Below are 18,815 nucleotides of genomic sequence, written 5' to 3' on the forward strand. Positions count from 1 at the left end.
GGAAAATTTTAAGCGTCCTTTTCCAGCTAGATTTTGCACGGCACATCGTTTATATTCGAGACGTGATTGGAAAACAGCAATGACCCGGTCTGGGTGGGGGTAGGGGAGAAATGGGCTTCGAGTTTGTGTGGATCATCATCGGGATTAACATTTTGTACGTGTCTTTTTTTACGTTGAGACTGTTGATGGTGATCAAAGGGTACCGCGTGTTGGCTTCGCTCCTGGCGATGGTGGAAGTGTTCGTGTATTTGAAAGGACTGGCGATTGTTCTGGATAACCTGGACAATCCGGTCAATCTCGCCGCTTACTGTATCGGGTGGGGAATGGGCGTGTACATCGGCAGCAAGATCGAGGAATATTTGGCCCTGGGCTATGTGACGCTCCAGGTGGTGGTCGATTCTGTCGATCTGGACGTTCCGGTGAAGCTGCGGGAACATGGCTTTGGCGTCACTTCCTGGGTAGCGGAAGGCCGCGATGGGCATCGGCTCATGATGCAAGTGCTGACCAAGCGCAGCAACGAAAAAAAACTGTGGCAGCTCATTCAGCAGATCGCGCCTAAAGCTTTTGTCATTTCTTTTGAGCCAAAACACTTGAAGGGCGGTTTCTGGGTGAACCGTCTGCGGGGATAAGGCGATCCAAAAACGAAGCCAGTTGACTTTTGTGCCGGGCAGGCATGGGGGCAACTGGCCTTTTTTGTGCTTAAATTCCGTTCACAATTTAGAAAATTATAAAGAGAAATAAAATTGATTTGTATTTTTCTGTAGATTCGGGTAGTTCGCCTTTACGATACAAACTATGAAAGAGAGCAAGGGGGGATCTGGTTGATCAGTTTTCATCAAGTCAACAAACATTACGGAAGCTTCCACGTCTTGAAAAACATCGACCTGCATATCAACCAGGGAGAGGTTGTCGTCGTCATCGGCCCGTCCGGTTCGGGGAAGAGTACGATGGTTCGTTGCATCAACAGATTGGAAACGGTTACAAGCGGAGAGCTTTTGGTGGACGGCGTAAAAGTAAACGACAAAAATACCGACATCAACAAGCTGCGCCGCGATATCGGCATGGTGTTCCAGCACTTCAACCTGTATCCGCACAAGACTGTTCTGGAAAACATCACGCTTGCGCCGATCAAAGTATTGGGTGTCTCCAAACAGGAAGCAGAAGAAACGGCGCTCTATTACTTGGAGAAGGTAGGGATTCCGGAAAAGGCGGAAAAATTCCCGACCCAGCTCTCCGGCGGGCAGCAGCAGCGCGTAGCGATTGCCCGTGGACTGGCGATGCGTCCGAAAATCATGCTGTTCGACGAGCCGACCTCAGCGCTCGATCCCGAGACGATCGGGGAAGTGCTGGACGTCATGAAGACGCTTGCAAAAGAAGGGATGACGATGGTCGTTGTCACGCACGAAATGGGCTTTGCCCGCGAGGTGGCCGATCGCATCGTGTTCATGGACCAGGGAACGATTTTGGAAGAAGCGACACCGCAGGAATTTTTCGCAAGTCCGCGTGAAGAGCGTGCGCGTCTGTTCCTGAGCCGAATTTTGAATCACTAGCCATTCACATAAAAAGAGATGAGGGGTAATCAAATGAAAACAAAAAACGTCTGGAAAAAAATCGCAGGAATGGGTCTTGTCTTGATGCTTAGCGCAACTGCTTTGGCAGGCTGTGGCGGGGCCAAGTCGGAGGGAGGAACCGCTTCGACTGGCGCTGGTGCGGCAGCTGGTACCGGAACATTGGCAAAAATCAAAGAAAGAGACAAGTTTGTCGTCGGCGTCAAGTACGACCTGAACCTGTTCGGTTTGAAAGATCCGGCGTCCGGCAACGTAGAAGGCTTCGACATCGATATCGCCAAAGCGATTGCGAAAAAAGTGCTCGGCGACGAAAACAAAATCGAGTTGAAGGAAGTAACCTCCAAAACGCGCATCCCGATGCTGAAAAACGGGGAAATTGACGCAATTATCGCGACGATGACCATTACCGAGGACCGCAAAAAAGAAGTAGACTTCTCCGATGTGTACTTCCTGGCTGGACAGTCTTTGCTCGTGAAAAAAGACAGCCCGATCAACGGACTCAAAGACCTGCAAAAAGGGATGAAAGTGCTGACAGCCAAAGGCTCCACTTCTGCGAAAAACATTCGCGCCAGCGCGCCTGATGTAGAAGTGCTCGAATTTGAAAACTACGCAGAAGCCTTCACAGCGCTCAAGGCTGGACAAGGCGATGCGCTCACTACCGATAACGCTCTCCTGTACGGAATGGCGAAGCAAGATCCGAACTACCGTGTAACAGAAGAAACGTTCACCGAAGAGCCGTACGGTATCGCGATCAACAAAGGCGACGCCGAGTTTGTCAAAGCCGTCAACGACCTGCTGAAAGAAATGAAGGAAAACGGCGAATACGACAAGATTTATGAAAAATGGATCGGGGAAAAACCAAAAAAATAAGCGGTTCTACTCCATGACGGATGAGCGGTTCACTTCGCCGCTCATTCCCTTATTTTCTTACGACTAGGGGGATCGCTACAGCTATGATCGATTTTTCCATCTTGTTTGATCATTGGGATATGTACCTCGAAGGCTTCTGGAACACGGTGCAAGCCAGCCTGCTCGCTCTCGTCGGGAGCTTTGTTTTGGGAACGCTTTTTGCGATTTTTCGGATTTCGCCGATTCGCCCGCTCAATTGGATCGGAACGGCTTACGTGGAGTTCGTCCGCAACATTCCGCTGATTCTCGTCGTGTTTCTGTTCTTTGTCGGTCTGCCTGCCATGGGCATTTTGCTGGCGCCATTCGTAGCCGGGACGCTTGGACTGACGGTGTACACCGCAGCATTCATTGCGGAGACTATCCGCGCCGGAATTTTGGCTGTACCAAAAGGACAAATGGAAGCAGCCCGTTCCTCGGGACTTACGTACGGACAGGCGATGCGCTACATCATTTTGCCGCAAGCGATCAAGGTCGTCATTCCGCCGATGGGCAACCAGTTTATCAACCTGGTGAAAAATTCCTCGGTGCTTGGCGTTATCGCGGGTCTTGATCTGATGTACTTCGGGGATTTGATCTCTGCCGACACATTCGTGACGTTTGACGTTTACATTTTTGTCGCCATCTTTTATTTGATTTTGACACTTCCGTTGAGCATGCTCGTCAGCTATTGGGAGCGACGCTTGGCTGGAAGCCGCTAAGGGAGGGGAAAACATGGACTTTATCGGAGCATACGCGCCCAGTCATTTGACCTTCCTGCTCGAAGGTTTCTGGCTTACTTTGCAAGTTGCCTTTTTAGCGATTGTGTTCAGCTTTGCGATCGCGATCGTCGTCGGGGTTCTGCGCTACGCCAATATTCCCGGTGTTTCCCAAGCTCTGGCTACAGTCGTCGAGCTGATCCGCAACCTGCCGCTCTTGTTGATTATATTTTTCACGTACTTTGCTTTGCCGGAAGTCGGCATCAAGCTCGACAAGTTTTATGCAGCTGTCCTTGCACTGGTCATCTTTGAAGCGGCGATGCTCTCGGAGATCGTGCGCAGCGGTTTAAAATCGGTGGAAAAAGGGCAAATTGAGGCTGCGCGTTCATCGGGCCTTACCTACGTGCAAACGCTGTGGCACATCATTTTGCCGCAAGCTTTGCGAAGGATGGTTCCGCCGATCGTCAGCCAGTTCATCTCGCTGCTGAAAGACACGTCGCTCGCCGTCGTAATCGCCCTGCCAGAGCTGATGAACCACGCGCAAATCATCAACGGGCGCAACGTCAACTACGTGATCCCGACCTTCCTGCTGGTAGCGGTCATGTACTTCGTCGTCAATTACGCCTTGTCGATCGTGTCCAAACGACTTGAAAACAAACACGCCTGATGCAAAAGCATCTGTTCGGATCTCCAGTTCTTAGTAAAATAGGAATGGGAGATCTTTTTGCGTAGGAAAGGGGGGAATCTATGCGCGAGCGCCTGTTGGTCCTCATGATTATTATGCTGGCAACGGCCTTTTTCGGAGAGATGAAGGTCAATCCGCTTGGAGGATCGTTTCGCTTCTCGCTGGGGATTGCTGCTTTTTCTTTCGGTCTGCTCTGGTTTTCTTCCGTACCTGTGATCACGACAGGCTTTTTAACCGGAACGTTCATCCTCGGCTTTCGGGTCGGCATGGACATGCTCATGGGCTATGGCCCGTGGCTGGAAAGCGTGTATGATCACCTTCCCTCTGCGTTCTACTATTTCAGCTTTGCCATTTTGTTCCGGGTGCTGCGGGCAAGAAACTACGTGGAATTTCCGCTGAAAATGGGGCTGATTGGAGCTTCTGTCGACTTTGCTTCCAATCTGGTCGAATTGCAGGTGCGCGAGTTTTTGAACGGTTTTCCGCCGCTTACGTGGCAAGGCTCTTTCATGCTCTTGTTCTTCGGCGTATTGCGCAGCTTTTTCGCTGTCGGTCTGTACAACAGCGTCTCGATCCGGCAAATTCGGGCGGTAGGCGAGGTGCGCCAGCAAGAGCTGGAACGGCTGCGGATGATCAATACCGAGCTTTACGAAGAGGCGTTTTACTTGCGCAAATCGATGACGCAACTGGAGGACATCACCCGTGAAAGCTATCGGTTGTACAGGCGGCTGCTGACGTCGCAGCATGCCGAATCTCCTACGGCTTTGACGATTGCCGAGCATGTGCACGAGGTAAAAAAAGACTCGCAGCGCATTCTCGCAGGTATTTCCAAGCTGATCAATCAGGAGGGACTGGCTCCCCAGATGCCTGTCGGCGAATTGTGCGAGCTGGTGATGCGAGCGAATCAGAAGTATGCGGAGATGCTCGGAAAAGAAATCGAATTTGCCTGGAGCTGTCAGGTCAGCCTGGCGACCAATCAAATTTATGCGCTGTTGTCTGTGCTGAACAATTTGGTGGCGAATGCCGTAGAAGCAATCGACGGATCGGGTAAAATTGAATTGAACGTCAGACTGGAAGGGCGGCAAATCGTCTTTCAGGTGCTGGACACCGGGCCGGGAATCTCGCAGGATGAACGGGAGTGGGTGTTTGAACCGGGCTATACGACGAAATACGACGCGCAGGGCAACGCATCCACCGGGATTGGCCTGACACATGCTAGAGGCATCGTGCAGAGCTTGCAGGGACAGTTGCACATTTTGCGCGATCTGGGAGAGTGGACTCATTTTGAAGTGCGGATTCCGACTCATCAATTGCTGAGAGGGGAGGGAGGATAACCGATGATACGTTTCTTTTTGATTGAAGACGATGCCGTAGTGCGGCGCATGCTGGAGCGAATCATAGCGGACAGCGGCCTGGGCGAGATCGTCGGCCAGGCAAGCGATGGCAACTGTGTCTCCATCGATCAGCTTTACGGAGTAGATGTCGTCCTGATCGATTTGCTCATGCCTGGGCTGGATGGCATCCAGACGATCAAGAAGTTGCAAGCGGAAGGGTTCGCGGGCCGGTTCATCATGGTTTCTCAGGTGGAGAACAAGGAGATGATCGGAGAGGCTTATTTGCAGGGGATTGATACGTTTATCCAGAAGCCGATCAACCGCCTGGAGGTCATCGCAGTGCTCAAAAGGGTGTCTGATTACTTGACGCTGGAAGCCTCTTTGCAATCTATCCGCAAGTCGTTGCAAATTCTTGATGTCAAAGGAAAAGAGCAGCCGACGGGCGGGCTGAAAGCTCATTCCTCCGACGAGGAGGGCTTGGCGCAAAAAGCGAGACAACTGTTGTTGCAGCTCGGGATCGCAAGCGAGGCGGGGGCGCACGATTTGCTCGTCATCATGGGCTGGCTTGCGCAAAACGATCGGGAAGTGGACAAACTGCGGGATTTGCAGCTGAAGGAGCTGTACACGCAAATTTTGCTCAAGTTGCACGGCAGCCTCGACGAGCAGGCGTTGACCAAAGAGGTACGGGCGATGGAGCAGCGGATTCGCCGCATGGTGTTGCAAGCGTTTACGCATTTGTCCTCGCTCGGTTTGACGGATTACGCGAACCCGACTTTTGAGCATTTTGCCCCGCGCTTGTTTGACTTCCAGGAAATTCGCCAACGGATGCAGGAGCTGGAAGCCGGAGAAAAGACGACAAAATGCCGCATCAGCGTGAAAAAGTTTTTATCTGTTTTTTATATGGAAGCGAAGGCGATTTGAGTAAGCGAGGATAAGAACAAACGAACGGAAGAGTAGGTAACTCTAGTTGGTTTTTAGGAAAAAAGTAATATTTTTTGTTTGTATAAAGAGACAAAAATACCAAATAATGCGTTTTTGTGTAGTAAAATAGAGAAGGGAGGGATGAGTAGATGCAGAACAGCACATTAATGCAGTGGGAACAACTATTGAGCGGAGTTCGCTTGCGAGATCGACAGGTAAAAGATCGCACAAAGGATAATGAATACGATTTGCGAAATGACTTTGATGATGATTATAGCCGATTGATTATTAGCTCAGCAGTTCGCAGATTACAAGATAAAGCGCAAGTTTTCCCTCTTGATAACAGTGACTTTGTGCGCACTCGCTTAACGCATTCTCATGAAGTGGCGACAATTGGTCGATCACTGGGCATCAGTGTGGAAAAGTATCTTTCGAAACGAAAACCGCAGGCATTTAAAGAGGAGTCTGTTGGAAAACTGAGCGCGCTATTGGCCGTTGCTGGTCTTGTGCATGATTTGGGTAATCCGCCATTTGGTCATTTTGGGGAAGCAGCGATTCAAACTTTCTTTCGGGATTGGTTTGAAAACGAAAAAAATCTCAGGCAACTGGCTGAGGGGAATTCGCAGTATGCAAAGCAGATGCAGGCTGATTTTGAACACTTTGAAGGAAATGCGCAATCGTTCCGCCTGTTGACCAAGCTGAATGGATTAGTGGATGAATATAGCTACAATCTAAGCGCCGCTTCTTTGGCAAGCATTTTGAAATATCCCCGTTCTTCGTTGGAAGGGAACAAAAGCAGAGCAGAGCGCAAAGCACAAGATCTCGGCGTTTCTTACAAAAAATTTGGATACATGACTTCGGAGCAGGAACGTTTTGAGCTAGTTCGCCAATATACCGGAATTATGGATAAACGCCATCCTGTCACGTTTTTGTTGGAGGCGGCCGATGATATTGCCTACTCAGCAGCGGATATTGAAGATGGGTGCAAAAAGAAAGTATTGGACTATTCGATCATTACAGATGTGTTCGCAGAATTTTTCAAAACAGAAGACGATAGAAAGCTTCTCGATTCCTTTGTAAGTGACTTTAAACAAAATACAGAGGAGCGGCGTTCAGACCGTTTAGACAATGCGGTGCAAAAGCTGCGGATTAAGGCGCAGGGAGCCATGATTCATGGAGTAGTGGAAAGCTTCCTCAAATTGCATGACCGCATCTTGAACGGCGACTTTGATGAGGAGATTTTGGAAAATTCGTCAGCAGCGAAGGTTCGGGAAGCTTTCCGAGCGCTTGCAGAGAATTATATTTTTCCGAATCGGGACATTATTACACGCGAGTTGGTAGGGGGAAAGGTGATTCGCGGATTGCTGGAAATATTCGTTTGCTCAGTGAGTACAGATAGCATCTACCAGCTAGCTGAACTGGAGAAGAATATTTTCAAAATCAATGATGAATTTGCCTACTCCGAAAAAGGCAAGAATTTCATGCTGATCTCTGATAATTATCGCTATCTCATGCAGCGCTACCCCTTTTCGCTGCAAGTTGATAAACAGCCAAGTTTGTATGATCGGTTATTGCTAGTGACGGATTTTGTTTGTGGCATGACTGACACTTATGCGTTAGAATTGTATCAAAAGCTATCAGGCATCAAATTGTAAGGAGGGCTACTTATGGGCAGTGCATGGAGATGCGCTCACGAAGACTACAATCAGACAGGCATGATCCTAAAAAGGATTGAACTGTTAAGAGAAGTCAGCCCACAAGTAGACCGCTTGCTACATGACCTTAGCTCCTACGGTAATTTGATTTTGATTGGTGGGGCTGTACGGGATCTGGCTGAGAGCAGAACACCACGGGATTATGACATAATTGTGGATGCTCCCGATACGAGGTTTGCAGAAGCTTTTTCCAGCTTTTCCTATAAACAAAATCGGTTCGGGGGATATAAGCTTAAGGTTGACGGCATTGAATTCGACATATGGGGAATCCAAAGCAATTGGGCTTTTCGCGAACGCTTATTAGCGCCGAACTTTGAGAATATATCTAAAGGGGTCTTTTTCAATTTCGATGCAGTAAGTTTTCATTTGCAATGGCAGAACCTTGATTGCACTTATTTCATGGAAGCGATAAATAGCAGAGTGCTTGATATTTTGCTTGATGATGAGGTCGTATGGAAAAACCCTACTCCAGAGGTTAATGTTGTTCGCGCTTGGAAGATTCACAAGACACGCGGATTGCAGTTTTCCGATCGGTTAAGGAATTATATCAGGGAGTGGGCTGCTACCGCTGACAATCCGCAAGAGAGACTTGTCGAGGCAGAACGAAAGCATTATGGGGATGGAAGTCAGCTATCGTACGATGATTATTCGCAACTGTTATCGCATGTTAAAGCTTAGCCTGAAAAAAAAGAAGTCAGTCGGCGGGATCAACCGTTGACTGGCTTCTTGCGTTTGGACGATAGCTGCGAATGAACAGCGGTGTCACTATCATGTCTGACTGTATGTTCTTCTTTGGCTATGAATGCGCCCGAGACACCAGCTCCGCGAACGCACCGTACAGCCCGACATTGCCGTACTGCTCCTGGTACTGATCAATCGTGTCGTCGCGGACGATTTGTCCGTTCATGAGGAAAATCGCGCGGTCAGCCACGGCGTCAGCTACTTGAAGCTGGTGAGTGGAGAAGATGACCGACTGTCCCGCCAGGCGCAGCTCGCGCACGAGATCGACGAAGGCGTCCATCCAGTAAGGGTCGAGGCCGTTTGTCGGCTCGTCCAGGACGACCAAGGCCGGTTTTGCCAGGATCGCCTGGGCGAACAGCAGGCGTTGCTGCATGCCTTTGGAAAAATGCGAAACGCGCTTGTTGCGGGCATCGTGCAGACCGACGGCTTTCAGCATCCTGTCGGCATCTTCTGCGGTCCGATTGCGCAACGCTGCGTAAAACTCCAATGTCTCGCGTGCAGTCAGACCAGCCGTGAAGGAGAAATGATCAGGCATGTAGCCAATCTGCTGCAAATAGTCGACGCGCTGCTCCTCCCAGCTCATGCCGTTGAGCTGAATCGTGCCTGTAGTGGGACGGAGAATGCCTACCAGCATGCGCAGGATCGTGCTTTTTCCCGCTCCGTTTCCGCCGCACAGAGCGACCACTTCGCCAGGCTCGATGCGCAGGCTGAAAGGATGGACAATCGTTTTGTCGTTGATCGTCTTGCTTACCTGATCGACGGTAAGGCCGAATGTTTGCATCGTGTTATCTCCTTTCCCATGCCCGGGTAGCGATAAACAGCGTAGCGCTAATCCACAGCAGACAGAGTGCGACGAAGCAAACGTCGCCGAGCGCCGAGTCGATCCAGTAAATCCACTTGTAGTATTCCGGCCCGAAAATGGCACCGCCGCCAAGCCGGGTCACAGAATAGACGCGGACAAATTCAGCTGGATTGAAAAAAGTCACGATTTGCAGCAAGGGCTTGATCCATGTGTACGGCACGAAGCTGAGCAAGGAAATCAACAGCGTCGGCCAGGCCAAGATGTAGAAAAACCAGATGCTGACGCCCATGGTCAAAGCTTGCCAGCGATTCCGGCACAGAGCGCCAATCAGCATGGCGATTCCTAAAAATAAAAGGATCAGACAAATCGAGAAGACGAGCAGGAACAGCAGGGTGGAAAAGGCAAAGCTTTTGCCGAGCAAAAGTCCAGCCACCCCGGAGATGCCGTAGCCAAAGCTGACGATGGCAATCAGGACGAGCGCCTGGCCGACGTATTTGCCGATGAGAAACGACGAGGTCGTCATCGCGTAGGTCGAGAGCAGTTGCCAGCTACCTTCCTCTTTCTCCGCAGTCAGGGAGAAAGAGGAGAGGAGCATCGTCATCAGCGGCAGCAAATACAAAATCAGATTGAGCATGGTGCCTGTCGTATACGTGTAGCCTTTCATGTAGGACTGCGACTGGATCACCAGCAGCCCCAGGCTAAACAGGGAAAACAGAGCCATGAAAGAGTAGGCCCATGGATTGCGGAAACCTACCTTCACTTCCCTTTTCGCAATCAGATTGATGTGCAAGGCTCGCCACTTCCTCTATTCGTGGTATTAGTGGTGTGTAGTCGTTGGCGTGCTTGTGCCATTGCCGTGTGCTGGGGCAGGAGTGCTCTCCGTACCGCCGGATTGATGTCCGCCCGAAGAATGTCCGTCTTTTTTCATATGCTCGCTCATGCTGCGTTCCCACGTGTGGCTTTTCAGGCCTTCCGCGTTCATGACGACGCCTTTCTTTTGTTCCGCCACGAATTTGTCCGCTTCCGCTTTGTCTTTGAACGAGTAGATACCGTAGCTCATTGGCGTTTTAAATTCTTTGTCGTAGGCAAAAGTTGCCGTATCGGCTTTTGTCCACTCTGCCGTATAGTAGTCGCGAACGTATTGCATGGCGACTTCGTCTGTTCCGTGTTCTTTCGTCCATTCATGCAAGCAGCCGATATCGTCGAACTTCAGCGCTTTGCCGTCTTTCAAAATGATTTCTGTTGCGTTGTGGTCGTTCGGCACGTGCATGTGGCAGAGGTCACATTTGTCTACGCCTTCCGCGATGTCTACAGGCTGTGCTTCTTCTTTTCCGCAGCCGACCATGAGCAGGCTGATTCCTGCGATTGCTCCCAGTGTGGTTACCCATTTTTTCAATTTCATCATGATTTCTTCACTCCTACGTATATGAATGTACAGCTTCCCAGTAAAAGAATGAGGCCAAGTATGCCAGCACCCCAGCCGCTGGTCGTTTGGGCATCGGCTGCCAAGACAGCGGATGTCGGCATCAGCGGCGAGTTGTCCCGAATCGGACTGCCTGCGCCGTTTGTGAACAAATTTTCCAGAAACACGAAGCCCGGCGACTGGAAAAACAGCTGATAGGCGGGAACGGCGTCAGTCAGGCCGAGGTAAAACGGGTTCATTTCGTACGGCAGATCGCTGATATGATCGCCGTCTACGTCAAGACCGAGCAAGTTGTCCCAATAGTTGCCGTTTATGTTGTCAGTGGCGCTGTCCTGGGCTTGCGCCGCGATGACATTGGAGATGAACTGGTTGTTCGTCCACGTGTTTTGCGAAGAGGACGTGAGCTGCATTCCGACGAAATTGAGCGCCAGTTGATTGCCTTTGACGGTAATCTCGGTCGAGCGTTCCAGGTACAGTCCGACCCGGTTCCCTTCGATGCGGTTGTCCGTGATGAGCGAGTTTTGCACATCGTACAGCAAAATGCCTTGGGAGTTCGGGTTTTTCTGCTGCTTCAAAAATTGGTTCCCGATGACTGTGGCTTCGCTTGTTTCCATCAGCATGGCGCCCGTCACATTTTCGCTGCCGGTATTGTTTTTCAAAGTTGTATTCGTGGTGCCCATCAGGTGATAGCCGTAGCGCGACTTTTCCACCCAGTTTTGCTCCAGCTGATTGCCGCTGCTTTTCTCCAGGTAGATTCCGTCAAAGACGTTCGTCACCTGATTGTCGGTCAGCCGATTGTCATTCGAGTCGTACAGGTCGATGCCGTTTCCTTTTTGAGCCTGGACCGTCACCTTTGGCTTGCTTTGGCTTTTGGACAGATGAGCGCTGTGATCGTGGCCGGCATCACTCGTACTGCCCCTGTCTTTTACCTTGCCGATGACGAAAACTTTGTGCAGCGTATTGGAGTTGGCCCCTCGCAACTGAACGCCCGTTCCCATCGTATCCACGGTGACTTTTTCCAGCAGATTGCGGTTGCCCTTGACGATAATCGAGGCATCCTCGCTGTTGATTCTCCTGTCCACCACCGTAATGCCTTGCAAGGTAACGTCGTCTGCCGCGATGATCAAGGCAGCTTCCTCGCTCGGGTTGGTCAGCTTGACGTCTCCGTCTGCCACCAGTTTGAGCGGCTTCGTAATGCGAATCGGCCCTTCGTATTTGCCTTCCGGTATCGTGATAGTTTCGCCTGGTGCCGCCCGGTCGATCTGTGCTTGCAAGGAGTCTGCGGACTCTTCCGCCAGCGCTGTGAGGGCAGCAGGCATGACAAGCGCGATTGCCAGGGAAGCAGACAGCAGTTGGCGAAGCGCCATTTTTTTGTTCCTAGTACGAGTCAGGGTACGTTCCCCCCTTTGTAATGAGAGCTCTCGATAATTCCTCCTGAGGGAAGGGGCTGCCAGCTAAGACTAGGATAGCAGTCCCGATTCATTTGCGTATGACTCAAACGGGCTATAAAAGGTGTCAAAAATCGCAACGATTATAAAAAATGGAAGGGACTTCATCCGAAAGCGGAGGTGCCGGAAAGGCTGGAAAAGGGCAGCGAAAGCGGTCATACTAGCTAGGAAGAATACAGGAGCGAAAAGGAGGGCGGGGCATGGACGCGACGATCGAAAAAGCACTGCGCCAGACGCTGGATGCGTGGGAGCGGATGAAAAGAAGCCATGAGGATGACGCCGAAGATGACGCCAACCAGTTCGAGGCGTCGTTTTACAAGCTGATGGATGCGATTCGCGGCTGGTTCAATGAGCTGCCAGCAAAGCCCGAATCGCTGGAAGACGCGCTGCTGCTTCCCGATTTGGCAGAGGTCGCCGACCAGATGCCGGGCGAAATCGTGCTGAACTTCGAAACGGAGCTGGAGCTGATCGTGGACGGGCAAATACGCGTGGACGACGAGAAGTACGATTAGGCTGTTTGTTCGCCAAAAAGAAACCTCGACCGGAGCTGTCAACCAGCTCATTCGGTCGAGGTTTTTCGTTGCCTGTCAGTTGCTGTATGCCTGTTAAGAGATCGTTTTTTGCCCTGGCTTCCAGTCCATCGGACACAGGCCGCCGGATTGCAAAGCTTCAATGACCCGCAATGTCTCATCTACGCTTCGGCCCACTTTGGAGTTGGAGACAACCGCATACTGCAAGATGCCTTCCGGGTCAATGATGAAGCTCGCCCGCAGGGGTGCTTTGGTCGCTTCATCGAGCACGCCGTAGCTGTTGGTCGCTTCTTTGCTGTAATCAGAAGCCAGCGGGAACGACAGCGGCCCGATTCCGTCGCTTGCTCTCATCCAGGCTTTGTGCGTATGCACACTGTCTCCGCTGACGCCGAGCACTTCGACGTTCAGCTCACGGAACTCGTCAATTCGGCGATTGAGACTGAGAATTTCGGTCGGGCATACTTTGGAAAAATCAAATGGATAAAAAAATAGCAGCAGCCACTTGCCGCGGTAATCGACCAAGCTTTTCGGAACAGGGAAGCCGTTGTCAAACGTCACGGTGTCCATCGTAAAATCGGGTGCGGGAAGTCCAATGCGTGCGCTCATCGAGAATCTCCTCGTTTCTGTAGGCATGATGTATGGTTCTGCTATCAAATTATCATGAATGATATTTATAATCAATATCATTTGAAAGTTACTTTAAATAATATTTTGCACAAAAACAGGAGCGGAATTGCCCTAAACCGCCGTACTGTATGAGAGGAAGGATCAGGTAGCATCCTAATGAACGAAGATGCTCAATGCCGGAGGGGAAACAAGATGCAGTCGATACTTTTGATCATAGTGCTCGTGGTGGTGGTACTGCCGCCGCTTGTCTTTTTCGGATATATGTACGCCTTGTCCAAACAGCCGAAGCATTCGATTATCCGCTCGCACCCGTTTTTGGGCTGGGTGCGCTATTTGCTGGAAAAGCTCGGGCCGGAATTTCGCCAATACTGGTTTGACAACGACACAGACGGCAGACCGTTTTCCCGCGCTGATTTCGTCGGGTTGGTCTACGCGGCGAAATACCGCACGGATCTCATCTCGTTTGGCGGCAGACGAGATTACGAAAAGCCGGGCTTTTACTTGTCCAACGCCATGTTTCCCAAGCTGACGAGCGAGCTGCGGGTAGACAACGAGCAAGTGCTTGTGGGCAAAAAGTACGTGATTACAGATGAGGGCCTGTTCACTCGCCAGGAAAAGTTCATCGAGGAACAAGTGAAGCCGTGGCTGCTGGCTGATCAGGATGCGATTGTCGTGGGAGAGCGCCGCGAACACCCGTGGCGGCTCAAAGGCATGTTCGGGGCATCTGCCACATCGTACGGGGCGGTCGGAGAAAACTACATTTTGTCTACGGGAAGCGGAGCCAAAATGGCGGGCGGCTCCTGGATCAACACAGGAGAAGGGGGCGTGGCGGAAGTCCACCTCGCTACAGGCGCGGATATCGTCGCACAGATCGGGCCAGGCATGTTCGGATACCGCGATGACGAAGGGCGATTCTCGATCGAGGAATACAAGCGCAAGGCGAGTCAGCCTGCGATCAAAGCGTTTGAACTGAAATTTCATCAAGGGGCAAAAATACGGGGCGGCCATCTCGAAGGCTCCAAGGTGACAGAAAAGGTGGCGGCAGCGCGGCTGGTGCCTGTGGGCAAAACGGTCAATTCCCCCAACCGTTTTGCGTTTCTGACCAAACCAGAGGAAGCTCTCCGGTTTGTCGGCACGTTGCAGGAAGCGGGCGGAAAACCAGTGGGAATTAAAATCGTCGTCGGTGACGCCAAAAGGCTGGAGCCGCTGTTCGCCAAAATGACCGAGCTGGATATTTACCCCGATTTCATTACGGTTGACGGCTCGGAGGGAGGTTCTGGCGCGACTTTCAAAGCGATGGCGGACGGGATGGGGCTGCCGCTCTATCCTGCGCTGCTCATCCTCGACGATGTGGCGCGGACATTCGGCGTGCGTGACCGCTTCAAAATTTTTGCGTCCGGCAAGCTGATCACGCCTGACAAAGTGGCGATTGCTCTCGCCTTAGGGGCGGACGCTGTCAACTCCGCGCGCGGCTTCATGATGGCGAACGGCTGCATCATGGCGATGCAATGCCATACAGGCAAGTGTCCGACCGGAATTACGACCACGGACGCCAAATACCAGGAGGCGCTCGCCCCGGAAGAAAAGCAGTGGCGGGTCATGAACTACATTTTGCAGTTGCGCGAAGGCTTGTTTTCGCTCGCCGCAGCCTGTGGACTGGAAAGCCCGCGTGATTTTACGCGCGAGCATGTCGTCTACACGAATGAAAGCGGCCAGAGCGTGCGGGTAGCGGATTTGTTCCCGTATCCCGAGCCCGAGCAGCCCGGACACTCAGAAGCTGTCTTGCTTTAGTTTCGTCCAGTGGTTGTAGTCATGAATGGCAAAGCCTGCGTAGCTTGCGTGCTGAGCGAGCTTTTCCTTGGCGAGCTGAAGCTCTGTTTTCAGCACATGTGTCGGCAGCGAATGAAAAGTCGTATGGGCACCTTCCGCGCTGGGGGCGGTTTCGATTCCGACGATGACCTGCTTGCCCAATGTGCCCGCTTCCCGCAAAATCGGCTGGGCATTGGCGATGATTCCGTCATTGCCCAAAGCGGAGTTGCGGTAATCCATGATGACCACCGCATCGGCTTTTTCCAGCATCCACGCACTCAAACTGTAGCGGGTGTCGGGAACCTTGACCTGATGCAGCCAAAAAGGAATGTCCAGCGTAAGCCGCAGACCGTTCGCTTTTGTTCTGCGCTCGATCAGGCGTATGCTGTCCATCCAGTTGCTGACGACCCGTGTCTGATCGCTTTTCCATTCGGGAAGCACGTACGGTTCAATGTCAAAATGCAGCCCGGAAAACCTCTCCTCAGGGGCGACAGCCGCATTGTAGGCTTCGACCCAGTCGATAAAAGCCTCGATCTGGCTGTGGCCGGAAGGAAAAGCCCATCCGGGGCGGCCGTTCAATGCTTCTACTTTGATTTGCCTTTTTTGCGCTTTTTGCATGAACGATTGGTATACAGCTTGCGGAATGTCCTTGTCGATTTGCAAGTAAATGCTCGTCACTTGCTGTTCCGCGGCAAATTCAATCATTCGCTCCTGTTCCTGACCGCTCAAAAGCAAGGACGCATCCCACAGCCACGTGCTGTGCTGCTTTGGAGCGGCTGTCGCGATAACAATCAGATTGCGCTCGGCGTTCCAATCGATCCGGGCGTCAAATGATTCGCTGATAAAACGGAGCGGCACCATTGTCCGGCCATTGCGGAGCGCAGCTGCCGTATCCAGCTGGACTTGCTTGCCGTTCACGTGCGCAATGCTTTGACCGACCGTCAGCCTGATCGTGGTTGTCGCGTTTTGCAGCGTAACCTGTCCGGTTTTTGCATCCCATTGCGTGCGCAGCCCGAGCTTTTCAGCCACGAATCTGACGGGCACCAGCGTACGTTGCGAGCGTGCGTCTACATACGGCTGGACGTCGGGAAAGGCGACAGCTTGCCCGTTTACCGTGACGTCGACGGGCTGTGCGCAGACAGGAGTGCCGAAGGAAACAGCGCTTTGCAGTACAGCCAGCGCCATGATTTGCTGAATTTTTTTCATCTGTCATGTCCTCAATGTTTTTCATTTCAGGCAGGTGCTGTCTTATTGTACTATGGGGTTGTTTTCCAGTGCCTGATCGAAAGGATGCAAGGCCAAACAGACCGCCTGTGAAGAAACTCCTATTTTTCGGGAGAGCCTTTACAACCTATGGCAAACAGGATAATATGTATAAAAATGACAAAAGGAACAAAAAAATCAGGCTATTGTACACCTTCCTTCTACTCAACTTGGATATTAGGGGTACTGCTTTCCTGATTTTTTTTATTGCTGCCGATGAAAAATCAAATCTACCTTCGCCGGAAAAACAAACTGATTGTGAAAGCGGGACAGCATGAATTGCCTGTCGCTTACTTGGCTGCGGCCTTGCGCAATATGGAGAGCTTGGGCTACACGTTTTCCCTGGAGCTGATCGAGCGAATCCGCACGCTGTCCGAAGCGGAATTTTTCCCGCTCTACTCGGAGGTAGTGAGAGTTTTAAAAGACATGGTCGGTGCCTCCAGGCGCTTCAAGCCTTTTTATCCGAATTTCCCGCGCCAGGTCATGGAAGCGAGCGACGGGGAACTGTACCTCCAGGCGATTATCCATTACTTGACGTGGCAGCTTCCCGTGCATGAAGTGAAAAAGCGGCTGCCGCTCCTGAAAGAATCCCGTTTGAAAGTGATTCAACTGGGAACGGACGAAGAGCTGCTGCAAATAGGCATGAACATGCTGCGGGCGAACAGTTCGCTCTCCGCTCAGGACAAGGAAGACTTGAAAGGCTTGATTCACGGTTGCAAAGGGATTGCGGAAGCTTTGCCGCCGGAAATCCCGCACAAGGAAAATGCCGCTGTCGTGGCGAGCATGTTGCTTCGGGCCGACAAAATGCCGCCTGACTTTTTGGCGAAATATTGCAAGACGTCGACAGATGTTCTGCGACTGGCGGCGGCTCTGTCCGACGGGGATGTCAGCCTGGCTGCCCCTGCGAAGTTTCGCAAGTTCAGACGGGCCGAGCGCAGGCTGTTGCTTCGATTGCTGGAAGCAAGCCCGAACCTGGCGGAAGACATGCAGCGCTATAAAAACCGCTGGATTCGCCTCGGGGAGATTTTGCATCCTTTTGAATACAAAGACCGTTATCCGCGGGCAGCGGAAGCGTTTGATATTTTGCGCAACAATCGGCGCATCGAGACTTTCAACAGTCAGGTCGAGCTGGCGATCCTGGCGTGCGATATAAAAGAAGCGACCAGATTGCTGATGCAACGGCCAGGTGAATTTGCCCGACGGCTGGATCACATGCTTCGCTTGACGGAAGCGGGCGATCAGGTGTTGCGCTCCTTTGAGCAGATAGCGACTTCTGTATCGACCCCCGTCCTTTTGCAGGTGATGAATCACTTTGACAAGCGGGAGCGATACGGTGAGTGGCGAACGTTCTTTCCAAAAGGAGAAGTGGCAAAAGTACAGGCGATCCCCAATGCGCTTCCACGGCTGGCGGATGAACAGCGCGCGCGTGCAGCCGGGATATGTCGCGAGGTGTTGATTCAGCGCTTTTCTGCCTTGCCTGCTCTCGGAAAAGTTTATATCGACCCGCAATTGCACGAGCAACTGGTGCCTTTTTCCCAAAGATCGGCAAGCAAGGCGTTGCGCACGATAGCGCGCGGCTCCAGACTGCCGATCCCCGAGGGGAGCACGATCCGCTTTTTCACCTGGTGGAAGGAAGGGATCGTCAACGATGTCCCTACCGGGCGGGTAGATATCGATTTGTCCGCTGTCCTGTATGACGAGAAGTGGACGTACATGGAGCATGTGTCCTACACCAATTTGCGGTCCGCGAAGTATCGCGCCTGCCATAGCGGCGATGTCGTACAGGCGCCGAACGGAGCGTGCGAGTTCATCGATGTCGATATCGAGTCAGTGCTTCGATACGGCGGGCGCTATGTCGTGATGTCACTGAACTCGTTTACGAGCCAGCCGTATTGCGATTTGCCGGAGTGCTTCGCAGGCTGGATGATCCGCAGTCAGCCCGAGTCCGGCGAAGTTTTTGAACCGTTGACAGTTCAGGATAAAGCCGACATCGCTGCCCGTTCGACGATCTGCCTCCCGGTCATTCTCGATCTGGCAGAGCGAAAAGTCATTTGGACGGACATCGCGCTGCGTTCGCATCCGCGCTTCGTCAACAACGTAGAGGCAAATGGCGGCGGTATCGAATGGATGGGCCGCGCGCTGACGACACTTGTGAAGCCGACCTTGCACGAGCTGTTCACCCTGCACGCACAGGCGAGAGGGACGATTACCGACCGGATGGAGGAAGCAGACACGGTTTTTTCCATGGAAGAGGGGATTACCCCGTTTGACATGGAAGTGATCTTGGCTGATTTCCTCGCTGGTTAATGATGGGAAGTTTAAAAGTCAGCTCAGGCTGGCTTTTTTCG

Annotated in this window: 18 protein-coding genes; 12 read left to right on the forward strand and 6 right to left on the reverse strand. The window is 51.9% G+C overall.

The window, feature by feature from the left end; genetic code table 11:
* The first annotated feature begins 110 nt into the window (after positions 1-110).
* From HP435_RS06180 to HP435_RS06220, 9 genes are all read left to right on the forward strand, one after another.
* Complete coding sequence (locus HP435_RS06180) at positions 111-629, forward strand: DUF2179 domain-containing protein (RefSeq protein ID WP_122962785.1); 519 nt, start codon at positions 111-113, stop codon at positions 627-629.
* Positions 630-821: 192 nt separating this feature from the next.
* Positions 822-1,550 carry an amino acid ABC transporter ATP-binding protein gene (locus HP435_RS06185; protein ID WP_122962786.1) on the forward strand — a complete coding sequence of 243 codons (729 nt, stop codon included), beginning with the start codon at positions 822-824 and terminating at the stop codon, positions 1,548-1,550.
* Positions 1,551-1,583: 33 nt separating this feature from the next.
* Positions 1,584-2,438 carry a glutamate ABC transporter substrate-binding protein gene (locus tag HP435_RS06190; protein WP_122962787.1) on the forward strand — a complete coding sequence of 285 codons (855 nt, stop codon included), beginning with the start codon at positions 1,584-1,586 and terminating at the stop codon, positions 2,436-2,438.
* Between the two features lie 83 nt (positions 2,439-2,521).
* Positions 2,522-3,175, forward strand: coding sequence for an amino acid ABC transporter permease (locus tag HP435_RS06195; protein ID WP_063228395.1), 654 nt, complete (start codon positions 2,522-2,524; stop codon positions 3,173-3,175).
* Between the two features lie 13 nt (positions 3,176-3,188).
* Positions 3,189-3,839: an amino acid ABC transporter permease gene (locus HP435_RS06200; protein ID WP_122962788.1), complete on the forward strand. Its 651-nt coding sequence runs from the start codon at positions 3,189-3,191 to the stop codon at positions 3,837-3,839.
* 80 nt (positions 3,840-3,919) lie between these two features.
* Complete coding sequence (locus tag HP435_RS06205; RefSeq protein WP_173598472.1) at positions 3,920-5,188, forward strand: sensor histidine kinase; 1,269 nt, start codon at positions 3,920-3,922, stop codon at positions 5,186-5,188.
* A 3-nt stretch (positions 5,189-5,191) separates the two neighbouring features.
* The gene (locus HP435_RS06210) at positions 5,192-6,109 is read left to right on the forward strand and encodes a response regulator (RefSeq protein WP_122962790.1); all 918 of its coding nucleotides are present in this window, start codon (positions 5,192-5,194) and stop codon (positions 6,107-6,109) included.
* 149 nt (positions 6,110-6,258) lie between these two features.
* Entirely contained in the window at positions 6,259-7,764 is a 1,506-nt protein-coding gene (gene dgt, locus HP435_RS06215) for a dGTP triphosphohydrolase (RefSeq protein WP_173596029.1), read from the forward strand.
* Positions 7,765-7,776: 12 nt separating this feature from the next.
* Positions 7,777-8,502, forward strand: a complete 726-nt coding sequence (locus HP435_RS06220; protein WP_122962792.1) for a nucleotidyltransferase family protein — start codon at positions 7,777-7,779, stop codon at positions 8,500-8,502.
* 118 nt (positions 8,503-8,620) lie between these two features.
* Here the strand turns inward: HP435_RS06220 and HP435_RS06225 are convergent, their stop codons facing one another.
* The 4 genes from HP435_RS06225 to HP435_RS06240 are packed head-to-tail and all read right to left on the reverse strand — an operon-like array spanning position 8,621 to position 12,157.
* Positions 8,621-9,346: an ABC transporter ATP-binding protein gene (locus HP435_RS06225; protein WP_122962793.1), complete on the reverse strand. Its 726-nt coding sequence runs from the start codon at positions 9,344-9,346 to the stop codon at positions 8,621-8,623.
* Positions 9,347-9,350: 4 nt separating this feature from the next.
* Complete coding sequence (locus HP435_RS06230) at positions 9,351-10,157, reverse strand: ABC transporter permease (protein WP_122962794.1); 807 nt, start codon at positions 10,155-10,157, stop codon at positions 9,351-9,353.
* 27 nt (positions 10,158-10,184) lie between these two features.
* On the reverse strand, positions 10,185-10,772 hold the full coding sequence (locus HP435_RS06235) for a nitrous oxide reductase accessory protein NosL (RefSeq protein ID WP_122962795.1): 588 nt from the start codon (positions 10,770-10,772) through the stop codon (positions 10,185-10,187).
* Positions 10,769-12,157 carry a right-handed parallel beta-helix repeat-containing protein gene (locus HP435_RS06240; RefSeq protein WP_229049839.1) on the reverse strand — a complete coding sequence of 463 codons (1,389 nt, stop codon included), beginning with the start codon at positions 12,155-12,157 and terminating at the stop codon, positions 10,769-10,771. The genes HP435_RS06235 and HP435_RS06240 overlap by 4 nt, the downstream gene beginning before the upstream one ends.
* Positions 12,158-12,438: 281 nt before the next feature.
* Here HP435_RS06240 and HP435_RS06245 point away from each other — a divergent pair, with 281 nt between their 5' ends.
* Complete coding sequence (locus HP435_RS06245) at positions 12,439-12,750, forward strand: hypothetical protein (RefSeq protein WP_122962796.1); 312 nt, start codon at positions 12,439-12,441, stop codon at positions 12,748-12,750.
* A gap of 93 nt (positions 12,751-12,843) precedes the next feature.
* Here HP435_RS06245 and HP435_RS06250 read toward each other — a convergent pair whose 3' ends face one another.
* Positions 12,844-13,374 carry a peroxiredoxin gene (locus HP435_RS06250; protein ID WP_122962797.1) on the reverse strand — a complete coding sequence of 177 codons (531 nt, stop codon included), beginning with the start codon at positions 13,372-13,374 and terminating at the stop codon, positions 12,844-12,846.
* Positions 13,375-13,587: 213 nt separating this feature from the next.
* Between HP435_RS06250 and HP435_RS06255 the strand changes: the two genes are divergently transcribed.
* Entirely contained in the window at positions 13,588-15,186 is a 1,599-nt protein-coding gene (locus tag HP435_RS06255; protein ID WP_122962798.1) for an FMN-binding glutamate synthase family protein, read from the forward strand.
* Here the strand turns inward: HP435_RS06255 and HP435_RS06260 are convergent.
* Entirely contained in the window at positions 15,166-16,410 is a 1,245-nt protein-coding gene (locus tag HP435_RS06260) for a copper amine oxidase N-terminal domain-containing protein (RefSeq protein ID WP_122962799.1), read from the reverse strand. The two genes, HP435_RS06255 and HP435_RS06260, sit on opposite strands and share 21 nt — an antisense overlap.
* A 273-nt stretch (positions 16,411-16,683) precedes the next feature.
* Here HP435_RS06260 and HP435_RS06265 point away from each other — a divergent pair, with 273 nt between their 5' ends.
* On the forward strand, positions 16,684-18,774 hold the full coding sequence (locus HP435_RS06265) for a TerD family protein (protein WP_173598471.1): 2,091 nt from the start codon (positions 16,684-16,686) through the stop codon (positions 18,772-18,774).
* The last annotated feature ends 41 nt before the right edge of the window (positions 18,775-18,815 follow it).

Source organism: Brevibacillus sp. HD3.3A, from assembly GCF_013284375.2.
In the GTDB taxonomy this organism is placed as follows: Bacteria; Bacillota; Bacilli; order Brevibacillales; family Brevibacillaceae; genus Brevibacillus; species Brevibacillus parabrevis.

Coding starts and splice junctions, on each gene's coding strand:
- HP435_RS06180 (WP_122962785.1), top strand. CDS start 111: ATGGGCTTCGAGTTTGTGTGGATCATCATCGGGATTAACATTTTGTAC.
- HP435_RS06190 (WP_122962787.1), top strand. CDS start 1,584: ATGAAAACAAAAAACGTCTGGAAAAAAATCGCAGGAATGGGTCTTGTC.
- HP435_RS06195 (WP_063228395.1), top strand. CDS start 2,522: ATGATCGATTTTTCCATCTTGTTTGATCATTGGGATATGTACCTCGAA.
- HP435_RS06200 (WP_122962788.1), top strand. CDS start 3,189: ATGGACTTTATCGGAGCATACGCGCCCAGTCATTTGACCTTCCTGCTC.
- HP435_RS06205 (WP_173598472.1), top strand. CDS start 3,920: ATGCGCGAGCGCCTGTTGGTCCTCATGATTATTATGCTGGCAACGGCC.
- HP435_RS06210 (WP_122962790.1), top strand. CDS start 5,192: ATGATACGTTTCTTTTTGATTGAAGACGATGCCGTAGTGCGGCGCATG.
- dgt (WP_173596029.1), top strand. CDS start 6,259: ATGCAGAACAGCACATTAATGCAGTGGGAACAACTATTGAGCGGAGTT.
- HP435_RS06220 (WP_122962792.1), top strand. CDS start 7,777: ATGGGCAGTGCATGGAGATGCGCTCACGAAGACTACAATCAGACAGGC.
- HP435_RS06225 (WP_122962793.1), bottom strand. CDS start 9,346: ATGCAAACATTCGGCCTTACCGTCGATCAGGTAAGCAAGACGATCAAC.
- HP435_RS06235 (WP_122962795.1), bottom strand. CDS start 10,772: ATGATGAAATTGAAAAAATGGGTAACCACACTGGGAGCAATCGCAGGA.
- HP435_RS06240 (WP_229049839.1), bottom strand. CDS start 12,157: ATGGCGCTTCGCCAACTGCTGTCTGCTTCCCTGGCAATCGCGCTTGTC.
- HP435_RS06245 (WP_122962796.1), top strand. CDS start 12,439: ATGGACGCGACGATCGAAAAAGCACTGCGCCAGACGCTGGATGCGTGG.
- HP435_RS06250 (WP_122962797.1), bottom strand. CDS start 13,374: ATGAGCGCACGCATTGGACTTCCCGCACCCGATTTTACGATGGACACC.
- HP435_RS06255 (WP_122962798.1), top strand. CDS start 13,588: ATGCAGTCGATACTTTTGATCATAGTGCTCGTGGTGGTGGTACTGCCG.
- HP435_RS06260 (WP_122962799.1), bottom strand. CDS start 16,410: ATGAAAAAAATTCAGCAAATCATGGCGCTGGCTGTACTGCAAAGCGCT.
- HP435_RS06265 (WP_173598471.1), top strand. CDS start 16,684: ATGAAAAATCAAATCTACCTTCGCCGGAAAAACAAACTGATTGTGAAA.